The 13835-nt window shown below is 60.5% G+C and carries 21 protein-coding genes and 1 pseudogene; 8 read left to right on the top strand and 14 right to left on the bottom strand.

The window, feature by feature from the left end; translation table 11 throughout:
* Positions 1–63: 63 nt before the first annotated feature.
* Entirely contained in the window at positions 64–1098 is a 1035-nt protein-coding gene (locus EBB56_RS09395; protein WP_045992886.1) for a succinylglutamate desuccinylase/aspartoacylase family protein, read from the top strand.
* 272 nt (positions 1099–1370) lie between these two features.
* Here the strand turns inward: EBB56_RS09395 and dusA are convergent, their stop codons facing one another.
* Positions 1371–2372, bottom strand: a complete 1002-nt coding sequence (dusA, locus tag EBB56_RS09390) for a tRNA dihydrouridine(20/20a) synthase DusA (RefSeq protein ID WP_124804103.1) — start codon at positions 2370–2372, stop codon at positions 1371–1373.
* 139 nt (positions 2373–2511) lie between these two features.
* Between dusA and EBB56_RS09385 the strand changes: the two genes are divergently transcribed.
* Entirely contained in the window at positions 2512–3534 is a 1023-nt protein-coding gene (locus EBB56_RS09385; protein ID WP_124804101.1) for a site-specific integrase, read from the top strand.
* Here the strand turns inward: EBB56_RS09385 and EBB56_RS09380 are convergent.
* Genes EBB56_RS09380 through EBB56_RS09320 form a run of 13 tightly spaced genes read right to left on the bottom strand, consistent with a single transcriptional unit; the run spans position 3531 to position 9773 of the window.
* The gene (locus tag EBB56_RS09380; protein WP_124804099.1) at positions 3531–3749 is read right to left on the bottom strand and encodes a pyocin activator PrtN family protein; all 219 of its coding nucleotides are present in this window, start codon (positions 3747–3749) and stop codon (positions 3531–3533) included. The two genes, EBB56_RS09385 and EBB56_RS09380, sit on opposite strands and share 4 nt — an antisense overlap.
* Positions 3746–4033, bottom strand: coding sequence for a hypothetical protein (locus EBB56_RS09375; RefSeq protein ID WP_124804097.1), 288 nt, complete (start codon positions 4031–4033; stop codon positions 3746–3748). The genes EBB56_RS09380 and EBB56_RS09375 overlap by 4 nt, the downstream gene beginning before the upstream one ends.
* Positions 4034–4059: 26 nt before the next feature.
* Complete coding sequence (locus EBB56_RS09370) at positions 4060–4452, bottom strand: hypothetical protein (protein ID WP_124804095.1); 393 nt, start codon at positions 4450–4452, stop codon at positions 4060–4062.
* On the bottom strand, positions 4449–4670 hold the full coding sequence (locus EBB56_RS09365; protein ID WP_124804093.1) for a hypothetical protein: 222 nt from the start codon (positions 4668–4670) through the stop codon (positions 4449–4451). Before EBB56_RS09365 ends, EBB56_RS09370 begins: the two co-directional genes overlap by 4 nt.
* Entirely contained in the window at positions 4660–4881 is a 222-nt protein-coding gene (locus EBB56_RS09360) for a TraR/DksA family transcriptional regulator (RefSeq protein WP_124804091.1), read from the bottom strand. Before EBB56_RS09360 ends, EBB56_RS09365 begins: the two co-directional genes overlap by 11 nt.
* Positions 4882–4884: 3 nt before the next feature.
* Positions 4885–5283, bottom strand: a complete 399-nt coding sequence (locus EBB56_RS09355) for a hypothetical protein (protein WP_124804089.1) — start codon at positions 5281–5283, stop codon at positions 4885–4887.
* Positions 5280–5606 carry a helix-turn-helix domain-containing protein gene (locus tag EBB56_RS09350; RefSeq protein ID WP_124804087.1) on the bottom strand — a complete coding sequence of 109 codons (327 nt, stop codon included), beginning with the start codon at positions 5604–5606 and terminating at the stop codon, positions 5280–5282. The genes EBB56_RS09355 and EBB56_RS09350 overlap by 4 nt, the downstream gene beginning before the upstream one ends.
* Before the next feature lie 22 nt (positions 5607–5628).
* On the bottom strand, positions 5629–8310 hold the full coding sequence (locus EBB56_RS09345; protein ID WP_124804085.1) for a toprim domain-containing protein: 2682 nt from the start codon (positions 8308–8310) through the stop codon (positions 5629–5631).
* Between the two features lie 58 nt (positions 8311–8368).
* On the bottom strand, positions 8369–8752 hold the full coding sequence (locus EBB56_RS09340) for a hypothetical protein (RefSeq protein WP_124804083.1): 384 nt from the start codon (positions 8750–8752) through the stop codon (positions 8369–8371).
* A 38-nt stretch (positions 8753–8790) separates the two neighbouring features.
* Positions 8791–9060 carry an ogr/Delta-like zinc finger family protein gene (locus EBB56_RS09335; RefSeq protein WP_185696410.1) on the bottom strand — a complete coding sequence of 90 codons (270 nt, stop codon included), beginning with the start codon at positions 9058–9060 and terminating at the stop codon, positions 8791–8793.
* Positions 9061–9062: 2 nt separating this feature from the next.
* On the bottom strand, positions 9063–9263 hold the full coding sequence (locus EBB56_RS09330; RefSeq protein ID WP_124804079.1) for a hypothetical protein: 201 nt from the start codon (positions 9261–9263) through the stop codon (positions 9063–9065).
* A gap of 39 nt (positions 9264–9302) precedes the next feature.
* Positions 9303–9506 (bottom strand): hypothetical protein, encoded by a 204-nt coding sequence (locus tag EBB56_RS09325; RefSeq protein ID WP_124804077.1) that lies wholly within the window; start codon positions 9504–9506, stop codon positions 9303–9305.
* 39 nt (positions 9507–9545) lie between these two features.
* On the bottom strand, positions 9546–9773 hold the full coding sequence (locus tag EBB56_RS09320) for a DNA-binding protein (RefSeq protein WP_124804075.1): 228 nt from the start codon (positions 9771–9773) through the stop codon (positions 9546–9548).
* Between the two features lie 36 nt (positions 9774–9809).
* Between EBB56_RS09320 and EBB56_RS22335 the strand changes: the two are divergent.
* From EBB56_RS22335 to EBB56_RS09295, 6 genes and pseudogenes are all read left to right on the top strand, one after another.
* Positions 9810–10004 (top strand): annotated as a pseudogene (locus EBB56_RS22335) (helix-turn-helix domain-containing protein); the annotation flags it as partial.
* Positions 10005–10112: 108 nt separating this feature from the next.
* Positions 10113–10556 carry a S24 family peptidase gene (locus EBB56_RS22140; protein WP_260425321.1) on the top strand — a complete coding sequence of 148 codons (444 nt, stop codon included), beginning with the start codon at positions 10113–10115 and terminating at the stop codon, positions 10554–10556.
* 134 nt (positions 10557–10690) lie between these two features.
* Positions 10691–10981: a hypothetical protein gene (locus EBB56_RS09310; RefSeq protein WP_124804071.1), complete on the top strand. Its 291-nt coding sequence runs from the start codon at positions 10691–10693 to the stop codon at positions 10979–10981.
* A 7-nt stretch (positions 10982–10988) separates the two neighbouring features.
* Positions 10989–11339, top strand: a complete 351-nt coding sequence (locus tag EBB56_RS09305) for a S24 family peptidase (RefSeq protein WP_124804069.1) — start codon at positions 10989–10991, stop codon at positions 11337–11339.
* Between the two features lie 68 nt (positions 11340–11407).
* Entirely contained in the window at positions 11408–12541 is a 1134-nt protein-coding gene (locus tag EBB56_RS09300; protein ID WP_185696409.1) for a nucleoid-associated protein, read from the top strand.
* A gap of 6 nt (positions 12542–12547) precedes the next feature.
* Complete coding sequence (locus tag EBB56_RS09295; RefSeq protein WP_124804065.1) at positions 12548–13780, top strand: hypothetical protein; 1233 nt, start codon at positions 12548–12550, stop codon at positions 13778–13780.
* Positions 13781–13835 lie beyond the last annotated feature (55 nt).

The raw sequence follows: 13835 nt of genomic DNA, 5'->3' as shown, positions 1-13835 counted from the left end.
GGTATAAGGACGACAGGTGCTGTCGTGTTTTCGACGGCGCGGCATGGCGACTAAGGAACTTTCATGGCAAGAGCCCCCTTCGAACTGGCCGGCATTACCGTCAAGCCGGGCACGCGTGCCCAGATCGACGTGCCGGTGGCCAAACTTTACACCCATGCACCGCTGGATATCCCGGTGGAGGTCGTTCACGGACGCCAGCCCGGCCCCACCTTGCTGGTGTGCAGCGCCATCCACGGCGACGAGATAAACGGCGTCGAGATCGTCAGGCGTCTGTTGCGTTCGCGCCAGATCAACCGTCTGCGCGGCACCCTGATCGCGGTGCCGATCGTCAATATCTTCGGCTTCGTTCAGCACTCTCGCTATCTGCCGGATCGGCGCGATCTCAATCGCTGCTTCCCCGGCAGTGAATCGGGCTCTCTCGGGGGGCGTATCGCGGCACTGTTTCGCGAGCAGATCGTCGATCACGCGACCCACATCATCGACCTTCACACCGGCGCCATCCACCGCACCAACCTGCCGCAGATCCGCGCCCAGCTGGGTGACGCCGGCGAGGAGACCCGGCGCATGGCCGACGCCTTCGGCGCCCCGGTGATTCTCAACGCCGAGCTTCGCGAAGGCAGCCTTCGCCACTACGCCCAGACGCGCGGTACGCCAGTGCTCACTTACGAGGCCGGCGAGGCGCTGCGCTTCGACGAGTGGGCGATCACCGCGGGTGTCCGAGGGGTGCTGCGGGTGATGCGCCGGCTCGACATGCTCACCGGCGAGCAACGCCGGCGCAAGCCGCCGGCGGCAGAGGTCGCCAATGGGTCGAGCTGGGCGCGTGCGCCCATCGACGGCATCCTGAGGCCCAAGGTGCGCCTGGGTGCCCGGGTCGCCAAGGGGCAGGTGCTGGGCAAGGTCGCCGATCCCTTCGGCGAGACCGAAGGCGAGATCCTGTCCATGGCCGACGGCATCGTCATCGGCATGAGCCGGCTGCCCCTGGCCAACGAAGGCGAGGCGCTGTTCCATATCGCCCGCTTCGACGCCATCGAAGAAGCCGAAAGCGCCATCGAGACCTTCCATTCGAGCCTGGAGCCGCCGCCCGATTCACTCTACTAGTCCTCAAGGCGTGAAGCGGTTCACCCAGAAGCCAAGGTTGCACATGCAGGTGAGCACTCGCTGACCTTAAGGTATGAGGGTGGCGATAGGGGTGGCGGCAGAGGTAGCAGTAGCGGTAGGGCTAGCGAGACAGATGTCCGGAGGGCTTGATGAAGATCGAGTCCCCAACCCCGGACCCAATAAGGAATAGAGAACGGCCGAGCAGATCGCTCGGCCGTTGTCTTTTTTGCAGGGCAATTTTTCCCGTGCAGCGGAGTGTCGTGCAGCCGTTGTCAGGCGCTGACGGGCTCCGGCACCAGGCCCAGGGCATCGTCGAACACCGCCAGGCCCGCGCCGTCGCGATGAGCGTTCTCCGACAGATGTCGACGGAAGCGGCGCCCGCCGGGGCAGCCCTGGAACAGGCCAAGCAGATGGCGGGTGATATGGTTGAGCTTGGCACCTTCTTCCAGGCGGCGCTGGATGTAAGGGCGTAGCGCCATGGCAGCGCCGTGGCGACTGTCAGCAGGCCCCGGCTCGCCGTAGATCGCCTGGTCCACCTGGGCCAGCAGCCAGGGATTCTGGTAGGCCTCGCGACCCACCATCACGCTGTCGACGTGATTAAGCTGCGTCTGGCACTCCTCGAGGCTCTTGATGCCGCCGTTGATGCCGATATGCAGGTCGGGGCGACTGGTCTTCAAGCGATGCACCCGCGGATAATTCAGCGGCGGCACGTCGCGGTTTTCCTTGGGGGACAGCCCCTGCAGCCAGGCCTTGCGCGCGTGCACGATAAACACCTCGCAGCCGGCGTCGGCCACCTGGGTGATAAAGCGCTCGAGATCGGCGTCCTCGTCCTGATCGTCGATCCCGATACGGCACTTCACCGTCACCGGAATCGACACCGCCTCGCGCATCGTCGCCACCGCCAGCGCCACCTTGTCCGGATGCCCCATCAGGCAGGCCCCGATCAGGTTGTTCTGGACCCTGTCGCTGGGGCAACCTACGTTGAGATTGACCTCGTCATAGCCCCACCCCTCGGCGATCGCTGCGCACTCGGCGAGTTCCCCCGGATCGCTGCCACCTAACTGCAGCGCCAGCGGATGCTCCACCTCGTCGTAGCCGAGGAAGCGCTCGCGCGGACGCCCGTGAAGGATCGCACCAGTGGTCACCATCTCGGTGTACAAGAGCGTCCGGCGCGTCAGGGTGCGCGCGAAAACGCGGTAGTCGCGTGTCGTCCAGTCCATCATCGGTGCCACAGAAAATCGGCGGGCCTCTGAAATCGGGGGCTTTGTCGTCATATCAGGCACTTACCTTTCTCGACATACTGTATAAATATACTGTTTAATACCGGCTGCTCCCTGTCAAAACTGGTGTGGGTGTACCATCAGTGCACCAGATTTCGGGCGATATCCTTTTGCAGCGGAAAAGTGGTACAGCATGGCGACATATCAGAAGAGAGGGACTCGTTGGCGAGCCATTGTACGTAAGAAAGGGCACCCGGCCCAGAGCCGGACGTTCAGCACGAAAGCGCGTGCCCAGGCCTGGGCGCGGCAGATCGAGAACGATATCGAGGCGGGGCTGGTTGGCCAGGGCCCGATCCCGACCCTCGGGGACCTCGTCGATGGTCACCTGGTACACCTGGAGCAGACCTCGGATCGAGGGCGCAAGAATCAGACCTCGGCCCGGAACCTGAAAGCGGGCCTCGGTACCGAGCTTCTGGCCTCGGAGCTTTCCTTCCAGAAGCTGCAGGAGTTTTGCCAGACGCGGATCGCCATGGATGGCGTGAAGCCGGCCACGACCAAGCACGACATCATGTTTCTTTCCGGCGCGGTGACTACCGCGACAGTGAGCGCTCAGTTACCCACAGGGTTCAAGGACAAGATGGCGAGCTGGCGGGTGGGGCTGCAACGTGCAGGCTTGATTGGTTCGCCGCAGAGTCGAGACAGGCGGCCGACGGCGGATGAACTCGAGGCTCTGCTGGTCCACACGAAGCATAACCGGGCACTACGGCGGATCCGCTATCACGACCTGATCCGCTTCGCGATCGAGTCCGCCATGCGTCTCGACGAGATCTGTAGTTTGAGGTGGGAGGATGTCGACCTCGAGGCGGGCACGGTGATCATCCGGCTGCGCAAGCACCCCACCCAGAAGCGTGACCAGGAGGTGCCGTTGATGGGGGAGAGCCAGAGCATTATAGAGGCGCAGGCCCGGATCGATGATCGCGTGTTTCCCTACGGTTCCGAGTCGGTGTCCAACGGCTTCAGGCGGATCTGCCGCCACCTCGACATCGAAGACCTGCACTTTCACGACTTGAGGCACGAAGGAATCAGCCGGCTTTTCGAGCGAGGCTACCAGATCCAGGAGGTGGCCATGGTGTCTGGCCATCGTGACTGGGGCAGCCTTCGCCGGTACGTGAACCTGAAAGCCGGCGATCTCGCCAGGCGTGATCGAGAGCGCTAGGCTGCGCCCTCTCGCTGCTGGTCGATGTACTTGGCGGCATCGGTGATATGCACCATCGGTTGGCGGCCTGTGCGGGTCAGCGGTACCGGGAAGGTGCCGGCGGCGATTCGGTTGCGTGCCGTCTGGAGCTCGACGCCCATGATGTCCTTGGCAAAGACTTCCAGGGGAATCAGCACCCTCTCGTACTGGGCCATCAGCAGAAATTCAGTCTTCATGGACCTTCGTTCCCTGTTCTCTGGTTGGTGACGCGGTTCCTGGTTCGCCAGTGGTTGAACCGGGTGCGAATCTGATGGAAGGTGCGCTCCGCCTCGGGACTGTGATCCAGCTCGGCGCGGCTCTGGATGCCGCAGGCGGCGCACAGCCAGTCCCGGGCATCCTGCTCGTTGTGGGTGCCGTCGGGCAGGGTGCCTTCCGTCATGCCGAATTTGTGACGGCGTCGCCGATCCAAATAGAGCCTGAAGGCGCTGTCCTGGCAGAGCATGGCTGCCTGGCGGGCCATCGGCCCGCCTTTCGGTATCGGTTGCGTCATGTCACCCCCTGGCTAGAGTGAGCAAGCTTCTGCTCAATATGCCGACCATCATCCTTATCATGTGAAGAATTCTGCCTATCCTCGTTCTGGTGATGCGCCATCGAGTACTCGGCAGCGATGTCCTCGATCAGTTCGAGCGCCTTCTCATCCAGCTGGCGATCAAGCACCCGGCTCATGCGGTCCCGAATCTCGTAGGCGGTTTGCCACGCTATCTGTGCGTCTCGCTTGGCTCGGCTGTGATTGACGACTTCGACGGCTGCGTGGATCCGCTCTCCGGCACCGCTATCGCTCAGGAAGGCGCGGGCAAGTTCAACGTTCGGGACGTTGAGGCTTAGAGCCCCGAGTGCCCTGATGATCGTGTAGTCGCGAGGATCGATGGTACTGCTCATGCCAGCGGCTCCTTCTCCAGTTCCTTGATCGCCTTGCGGGCGACGGCGGCGGCCATCTTCCGGCGGCTGGCCTGGCCTTCCTTTCCCTGGATCGCTCTTAGCAGCTCGGTTGCCGTGTGGGCAGCATATGCCGGGTCGTTCTCGATACCGCCTTCCATGGAGATCTTCGCGTCTGTGACGCTGGTGTTGATCAGCGCCTGGATGTTGTTAGGAGACATGGCGGTTCCTCCTTTCGCGGATGGATTGGCACTCGATGCAGGTGGTGGCCCAGGGCGCGGCCTGGCGGCGGGCGGCGTGGATCTCGTCGCCGCATTCCTCGCATTCGTCGCTTCCGGCCCAGTCGATCCCGATCCAGCGGGGGCGGTTGGTCAGGGCGCCCTCGAGGTGGCGCTCCTGGATCTCGTTGGCGATGTCGGCGTTGTCGGCCATGGCTCAGCCCTCCCCGCCGTTTTCGATGAGCCAGAAGCGCTGCATCAGGCGGTCCCCGTCGTCCAGGTACTCGTGCAGCTCGCGGCCGGTGTAGGTGGCCCACTCGATGACGACCAGGGCGGCTTCCTGAAGGTCTCGGTCGATCACTCGCAGCCGGGTGAGTTCGAGGGGCCACTCGGGGCCGTTGTAGACGGCGAGCAGGATCCGGCGGCAGTGGTGGCTCTGACCGCTGTCGCCCTGGGCGACGGCGACGAGCCGCAGCAGTGCCGTGGGGCCGAGCTTTTCGACCCTGGCCAAGCGCTGCTCGGCGTCGGCCTCGGCGGCGTGCATGGCTTCTAGAGCCTGGCGGTTTCGCTCGCTCAGGCGTTCGGTGAGCTTGGGCATGCGGGTTTCGCGATTCATGATGCGCTCCTTGCGTGGTGCGGTTGTTGTGCTGCCCGGTGGGCGTGATGCGCGGGCAGGTGATCGATGGCGATGCCGAGCCTGTCGGCCACGTGGTCGAGTCCGGCATCGGTGAGTTCGGTGCGGCCGTAGTGGGTCCAGCCGCAGATGGGGTGCCAGTAGGTGCCGGTGGCCACCAACACCAGGCGAGTGTTGCCGCGGTAGCGTCCGGCGGGCAGGTTGTCGGCTCCCAGCACGCCGGCCTCGCGTAGGCGGCGGGCCAGGGTATTGCGGCCGATGTTCAGCAGGCCGGCGGCCTGGTCGAGTGAGTAGGTGCGCTGCATATGGGCCTCCTTTCTCTACCTGCTATGCCTGGAACACCCAGCACTTCACGCTCGCGCCGTTGAGGCGGATGCGGGAGCGCACGGTGCGGTTGGCGTCGACGAACTTGCGGGTCTTGCTGGCCTTGAGGTAACGCTTGAGCTCGCGCAATTCGGGCACCCGGAGCTTGTATTCGCCGCAGGCCCGCTCGAAGTCCTTGAGGTTGATGGCGATCAGATCGCCCTCGCCGCCGTAGTGATCGAGCACCGGCTCGGCCCTGAGTCCCTCGAGGTAGTCGACGGCCTCCCAGAACTCGGCCACGAGCGGGTGATCGGCGTTGATCGCTTGCTGGCGTTCCCGGGCCATCTGCCAGACATGGCCGGCGGCCACATCGATCGTCTGGGTGTTGAACAGGCCCAGGCCTTCCGGTCCCAGGCACTCGACCAGGGCGGCGAGTTGGCCGTGGCACTTGGCGATGCGCAGCACCTTGACGTCCGGGTCCTCGGCGAGGCGCTCGGCGTAGGTTCTGGCGCGCTCGTTGATCCGCGTGAGCAGCTCGGCTTCGCGTTGTGCCACGTCCAGGGCGAACTGACTGACGTGCTCGAGCTCGGCCTTCTCCAGGGCCTCGGCGAGCTCCTTGGTCTGGCGGTTCTGCCCCTCGCGGGTGAAATGCAGGTGGCAGATGCGGGTCTGGATCGCCTCGCCGGCCTGCACGGCGGCGTTCTGGCTGATCACGATCGAGCCGCGAAAGGGGGGCTCGTAGGTGTCGTTGCCGCTATTCTTCACGCCCCGGGCGCGGATCGAGCGGCCGTTGAAGGCGGTCTTGAGCTCGTCCCAGTCGAACTGCTTCTGCTTGGCGCCGCCCTCTTGTTCGCGGTCCGACTCGATCAGCACCACCGGCAGATTGGAGACCTGGGCGAAGTTCCGGCTGCGTGCCGGCATGGTGGCCTTGGACGGGTCGAAGCCCTCGTAGTCCCGGCGACCGACCAGCTTCCACAGGAACTCGATCAGCGTGGACTTGCCGGCGCCGGCCTCGCCGACGATCTCGAGGAAGGGAAACGAGCCCATCTCGGCGCGTATCTGCTCAGCGAGCAGGCTGCCCAGCCAGTAGGCCAGGGCCACCACGCCCTTGCTGCCGAAGGCGCCGAGCAGCTGGTTGGTCCAGCCGGTCTGGTAGGCCTCGCGGTCTGGATTGAGGTGCAGGGTCACCGACTGGCTCAGGGTCTTGAGCTGCTTGCGCGGGCCGAGCTCGAAATAATCCTCGCTGTTGATGCGCACCAGCTTGCCGCCGGCCACGGCCAGGTCGCCGAACACATAGGCGCCGTGCTCCTTGCTGTAGCCGATGTAGTCGATGGTCTCGACGGTCTTGATGTTGCCGATCTGGTCCTGGAGCAGGGTGTCGAGCTGCTGGCTCGTGCCGGTCCACACCGCGCCCGGTGCCACGCCGAGCAGGCGCTTCTTGTACTCGGAGGCACTGGCCAGCTGGCCGCCGCTGAAGGTGTTCTTCACCGGGGCGCGGCCGTCGGGAAACTCGACGCGGTAGTAGTACCAGCTCTCGTCGGTGATGGCGTTGGCCTGGTAGTAGAGCGCCGTGGGGAAGCAGGTGCAGATGCGCTTGACGTTGCCGGCCTGCTCGAGGGCCGCGTCGCGGATCGCTGGGTTGAGACTCTGCTGGTCGCCGCCGTCCTCGCCCTCGGCGCGCACCGCGCGATCGAAGGCATCGACGTCGAGCTTCCACCACCACACCTGGCGCTTGTACTCGAACCAGAACTCTCGGCGCTCGGTGCGCTTGTAGATGATCAGCGCCTTGGCCATGGCCGAGGGAGCCAGCAGCAGGGCACCGTGGTAGCGGTAAGTCTCGCGGTGCTGCTCGGTGAGTTCGTCGCGCTGGTGGCAGTCGTTCCAGTCGTGGCGGCCGCCGCCGGGGATCTGTGCGGCGCGGCACTCCCAGCCTGCCGCCTGGGCCCGCTGGACGTGCTTGAGGGTGGCGTTCTGACCAGCACGGTTGCCGTCCAGCGCCCACACCAGGGTGGGGCGCGCGGTACCGGCGGCATGGGCGGCATCGGCCAGGGCCTTGAGTGCAGAATCCGGGTAGTTGGCGCAGCTCATCGCCGAGACCGCGGCGATCCCATGGTGGTAGAGGGCGATGGCGTCAAAGATGCCCTCGACGATCCACACCTCGCCGGCCTCGACCAGGTCGGCGGCCGTCAGGGTCGGCGGCTGCCACCAGTCGCCCTTGTACCGGCCGACGAAGTTGGCCTTCTGCTTGCCGAAGCGTTCGGGATTGTCGAGCAGCCGCTCCCAGTAGGCACCGCCGGGCAGGGTGAAGCGCACCGTGGCGCTACCGCCCACCTTGGGCTTCCAGTAGCTCTCCTGGCTGTACCAGCCTTGGATGCGCTCGAGCTCGAAGCCGCGGCCGTCGCGCAGGTAGCCATCCGCCACCGGGGTGGCGCTGGCCGGCGTCTCGTGGGGCGATTGATCGGGGCGGGGCGCGTAGCGCTCAGACCAGGAGGCGAAGAACTCGGGAAACAGCTCCTTGACGTGGAGCTGGCTGCCGCAGTTGTTCTCACGCCCGCACTTCAGCATCCACGGCGCCTCGGTGGCGATATAGGCCTCCCGCTTTCCGCAGTCGGGGCATTGCACCTTCTGCAGGTACGGGCCGCGCTCTTCGGCACGGTAGTCGCGCTTCAAACGCGCGAGGATGTCCTGGCGCAGCGATGGATTCACGCTGTGCCTCCTTTATGTCGTGGTGGAGAACGTGGTGAAGGGGCGGCGGGAACCTGGTTCAGTACTCGAGCACCACGGGGCGGCGCCGGTCGCGATCGACGACCACGGCGCGCTCCTCCTCGCGGGCTTGGGCGAGGATGCGCATCAGGTCGGTGACGGTGAACATCACCGGGCGGCCACCTTCGGTGCGCACCACCACCACGTGGGAGGTGCTGGCATCGATGTCGACGCGGGCCAGCTGGTTGGTGGCCTCGAGGTCGGCATAGGCCTGGATGGCCGTAAGCTCGGCGGCCTCCTCGGTCATTTCATGGTCGACGACCAAGTGTTCGATGCAGTTACCCAGGGCGGTGACGCGGTTCTCCCAGCGGTCGCGGAACAGCCGCGCGGCGGCGAGGTTATAGGCGTCCAGGTGCGGGCGGTGCAGAGCGGTAACTGAAGTCATGAGCGGTCTCCTGTAGATCGTGGGTCGACGAGCGTGCGTCAGGCGTTGGCGACGGCCGGCTGGGCCAGGGCGAGTTCCCGCAGCCGGGGCACCAGGGGCAGGCGCACCGTGGGGTTCGGAATGTCGCTCGGCGCGATGGTGTGGGTGATCTCGATCGACAGCTTGCCGCGCCAACCACAGTCCTCGTTGCGGCACTCAATGACCGCTTCGCGATACACCGGCGTGAGGCCCTGGCTCTTGCGGATGCGAGCCGTATTGCCGCAGTGGGGGCACGGAATGCGGTGCTTGTTCTGGTGTTGGATGCTCATGGTTATCGTCTCCCTGCGAGGTAGAGGGCGCGCCCGCGCCCGGTCAGTCCCTGGGTTCCCTTGCGCAAGCGGCGGCGCACGAGCCATTCGGCGGCTTCTTCCAGGGTTGCCAGGTGTTGCTGGACTCGAACCTGTTCCAGCACGGCTTCGAGCTCGTCATCCATCGGAAGGCGCAGTTCGTCATGGAGTGAGGCGTCAGCCATAAATCCAGTGCTCCTTGAGGTCCTTAAAAAGGCCTGCCTTCACGACGCCCGCGGTTGCAAAGTGCGGGTATCGAGGTCGGCAACGCCCAGCGTCTCCAGCGCTTCTTTCAACACCAGCTGACGGAGCAGGGCGGCCTTGTCGAGGCCGGTGTAGTCCACCAGGGCGTCGATAAGCCGGGCTTCGTACTGGTCGAGGTTGATAGCTCCATAGCGGGAGCGAACGCGTTTTGGGTCCTGGTACATGGCGGATGTCCTTATGCAGCAGGTCAGGAATGGAATGGGTTACTCACTGGGCGCCGAGGGCGGGAAGTCTTCGACGTCGTCGATGACGCCGTCCTTGATACCGAGGAGAACGGCGGCACGGTGGGCCTCTCCGCGCAGGCCCCTCTTGCGACCGGCTAGCAAGTCGCTGACCAGATTGGGGTTGAGGTCATGTGAGCGGCTGAACTCGGCGATGCTGATGCCGCGTCGTTCCAGCTCCTTACGGGCCTGATCGCGGGTAATGGCCATTGTGTTAACCTGTGTGGGTTCGTGTTTGTTAATGGAATGATGGTATTCGAATGGACAACTGTCAAGGGTGCCTGTGTGCAATCGAGCAACTTAGGTGAGCGGATACGCGAAGAGAGAGCCCGCTTAGGCCTGTCACAAGAGGCTTTTGGGGAGGTTGGGGGCGTCAAAAAATTTGCTCAATCGAACTATGAGAGGGGTAAAAGGCACCCAGATACGGCTTATCTCGAGAAAATCGCCAAGGTCGGCGTCGATATTCAGTATCTCGTTACAGGTATTCGTTCGACCGATAGTAGTTCGTTCGATGGTCGTGAGGCCGTTCGCGTCAATGACGGCGCTCCTGTGGAGGCAGCCACGGCACCGGCTCCCGGGCTGGCAGAGGTCAAGCTCTATGATGTCGAGGGCGCCGCTGGCGACGGCCGCTCACTCGAAGAGGAACGTGTCGAGGGAGCGCTGTACTTCCCCGAGGCTCAGCTATCGGCGTTGGGGCTCTGTGCCGCCCAGGTGGCGGGGGTCAAGGTGCGCGGTGATTCGATGGAGGGCACGCTCTCGGATGGCGACTGGGTGCTGGTGGACCGCGCCAACCAGGACGTGCGCCAGGAAGGGGTGTTTCTGCTGCTGGTCAGCGGCGAGCGTCGCATCAAGCGGGTTCAGCGTCTGGCCGGCGGGGCCCTCTACCTGATCAGCGACAACACCCACTACCAGCCGGAAATGATCCGCCCCGAGCAACTCCGCGACGTGGAGATCCTGGGGCGCTGCGAGATCCGCATCGGCAGGATCGCGTAGGCGTCAAATCACATTGGCGCCGAGTAGCTTCGGCGCATGCGCGCAAAAACGGGCCCCGTGAAGAGGGCGAATACGCAGGGAGAACAAGGATGAAGCGTGTACTACAAGCCACAGTGCTAGCGGGTTGCCTTCCCATGGCAGCCTTCGCCGACGAGATCCCTCGCTTCGATGTCGAGACACAGTGCGAGATGGTCGCCAGCATCGGCGGCGAGTTCAGCAACGTCACCTACAACGGCTGCATCCAGATGGAGCAGAGTGCCTACAACCGCCTCAAGAGCGAATGGGCGTCGATCCCCGGCGGGGTCAGGCGTCAGTGCGAAGAAGTCGCAACCGTGACTGGCTCCGGCAGCTACAGCACTCTGGGCGGCTGCATCGAAATGGAGACCCAGGCCGCAGACAACCGCCAGTCGTTCAGCTTCGATTGAGGTTGCCATGCGAGTGCAATACCTGGGCCCGGCCTTGCCGGAGTTCCTGCCGCAATCCATCGAGCTCGATGCCAACTTGCTCTCGCCTATGCGCTACCTCGTTGAAGTGCACGATGAAGCGGGCGTGGAGGGAGATGTCATCGAGGGTGACCTGCTGGTCGTTGACGAGTCTCGCCCGATACAGCATGACGACCTGGTCATCGTTCAGTCGGAGGATGCGCTTCGCGTGTTCCGGTGTCATCGCATGGGTGGACGACTGCTGCTGATTCCGACCGTGCGACCCAGTGAGTCGGTGTTTGCATCTGCAGCAGAATGTCGCGGAGTGGTGGTTCACAGAGCAAGATTGGCCATTTCGTAAATGTAGATAGTCCAATTTTACTTATAAAAAACGTATATTCATTTTTGGATTTGGTGTGGGGAAAGGAAATGGAAATAAATAAAGTCATTGTCCACGAACTTATCAAAGAAAAGCAGCAGGATATACAGCCTACGAATTACAGAAACGCTGTGTTGGACCGAGAAAATGAAGCAGTAGTGAAGCTGCTTGAAGGCGTGATTGATATTTACGGGACTCGTCACAATAGTGCTCACTATGGAACCTTCGTTGCAGGTGATGGTCGGGGAGCGTTTCCGGATGATTTTGAAGGTTACAGAGGTCTTGATGGTCCCACAGATGACCAGTTTATAGCCCTGACCAGATCAGCTATGGGACGCCTCTACGACAAAGCATCTAGTAGTCAGTTTGCGACCGGTGGATACATAGTTTTTTCTGACTTTGTTAGTCAGCAGGAAAGATTCTTCTTGATGGCAATGATAAAGAAGACTCCTGGGTTGACTTTGACAGAAGACCTTGAGCCGGAAGAGCTTGAGCAACTTGATCTTAGTAAGCTTCATCAGGCGGCCAAGATTAATTTCTCCAAGATGTCTGAATTTGATAATGCCAGCGCTGAAGAACGCCGTGAGCTGAATTACCTTAGCTTTATTAGTTCCGGCTCTGCAAAGTCGGCGTCGGGCTATTTCGTTACTGCTCTTGGATGTGCTCCGGGAACTGCTCCAGCTCGAGCTACTGACAACTTGCTGAGGGAGTCAAAAAAGTTCTTTCGAGAGAACGAGGGGTTAAGAGGAAGTCGAGAGGATTTCGTCAGTGAGCTTGTTGGTTATCTAACTGAAAAAGAGGAAAGTGGTGAGTCGGTCAAGCTATCAGAAGTCGGCCATATTGTGACCCGAAATATACCTAATGCCTTGGCAGATCAGGCTGAAGCTCTATTGGAGAGCTACATGGAACGCTTGAACAGCGAAGCTGTAGCTGTTCCGGCAGAATTTCCTGTAAGTAAAAGGATGTTGAATAGGTATACTCGAATCACAAGCGCTGGTGATAGTTGGAAATTTTCTTTTGAAAAATCTGCCTTGGGTGAAGACGAAGCAGCAGATGTTTATTATAATAGGGTAGATGGCACAGTTACACTTACTAGAATTCCCGAGAGCATGGATGAGGCAATACGAGAGGCGCTCGACGAGTTCGGTCAAGATGAGGCCAATGACAATGATACTGACGAGTAGTGAATAGTGTCTATTTTATCTTTGGTGAAACTTTATCGTATCGTTGAGCGTCCCACTCTCAGCAAAGGGAGTTTCAGCGGCTCGGTGGAACTGTCTGAGGTTCGGGAGCTGATCTTAGAAATCTCTAAGAGTGGGATGGGGCGTTTTAATGAACTGGTTTTCAATGATGAAGATTATGATGGTGATCCTAGTAAGCTTCCAAATTCATCTGGACAGCTTCAGTTTGAAGTGAAGCCCCACAGGAGCTCGGAAAAAACGTTTCACCAGAATATAGCTGATCTTCTGAAAAACGATCCTAAGATTGGGAAAGGCCAGTTTCCGGCAGACTTTTACCTTGTAGAAGAAGATTATTTTGCTGGTTCTTCTGATGCAAACCCTAGCGTAGATAGTCTGAAAAAAATTTGCTGCTTGATTGATAGCTTATCCAAGCTTGCTCACTACCATGATGCAAAAGCTAAGAGCAGATTTTTTCGACTCGTTTTTATTAAGCCTGAAGAAGTTGGGGTCTCTCAGGCGTTAGTTCTTGAAACAATGGTTGACGAAGAGATTCTTGAACTGGCACAGGATATAGAGGTTTCGCGCCTGATAGATTTGTGCGACTCTGACCAATCCAAGGATGCTCACTATCGAGAGAAGGTTGGGGTTTTTGGAAATACTGTATCGGAGTTTGTAAAAGGGAAGCCTGAAAGCGAGAAGCCGTTTCATTATCTTGTGAGAAACTGGGGTGACTTTCTCGAAACGTTTGATAAGAATCTTGCTGTATATATAAGTGGATTCGCCTTTCATAAGGCAAAGAGAGAGGTTGCAGAGGCGGAGGTAGATATTTCCAGCAAACTTTCTGGAATTCTTGGAGATATTGCCGGAAAGCTTCTTAGTATACCTGTTTCTTTCGCCGCTGTCGCTTTGATTCCTAAAGCTGGAGATATTCTGCGAAGTTCTATAATAGTTCTTGGTCTTATGATTACGTCTTGGATTGTTTCTGAGCTATTGAAAAATCAAAGTAGACGTCTTCGCAGAGTAGTGCATTCTAAAAATATTATTTTGAATTCCATCGAGGGTAAGAGGGAAACTTATCCGGAAGACTTGAAAAAAGATGTTGATAAGATAACTCATGACCTTGATGATGATGAGAAAAGGATACAACGTCTTATTCGTATTTACCTTAAAGTTTGCTGGCTTCCTGCTGTTGCAGCTTTAATTGTACATGTGTATTTTGCCCTGTCAGGATTTTCTAGCTAGAAGTAACGATTAATTTAGGCTGCAAGTGGCCGCTGTACGCGAAAAGTAGCACTCT

The sequence above is a fragment of the Halomonas sp. YLB-10 genome, assembly GCF_003856855.1.
Taxonomy (GTDB): Bacteria; Pseudomonadota; Gammaproteobacteria; order Pseudomonadales; family Halomonadaceae; genus Halomonas; species Halomonas litopenaei.
This window is presented reverse-complemented; position numbering and strand designations above follow the sequence as displayed.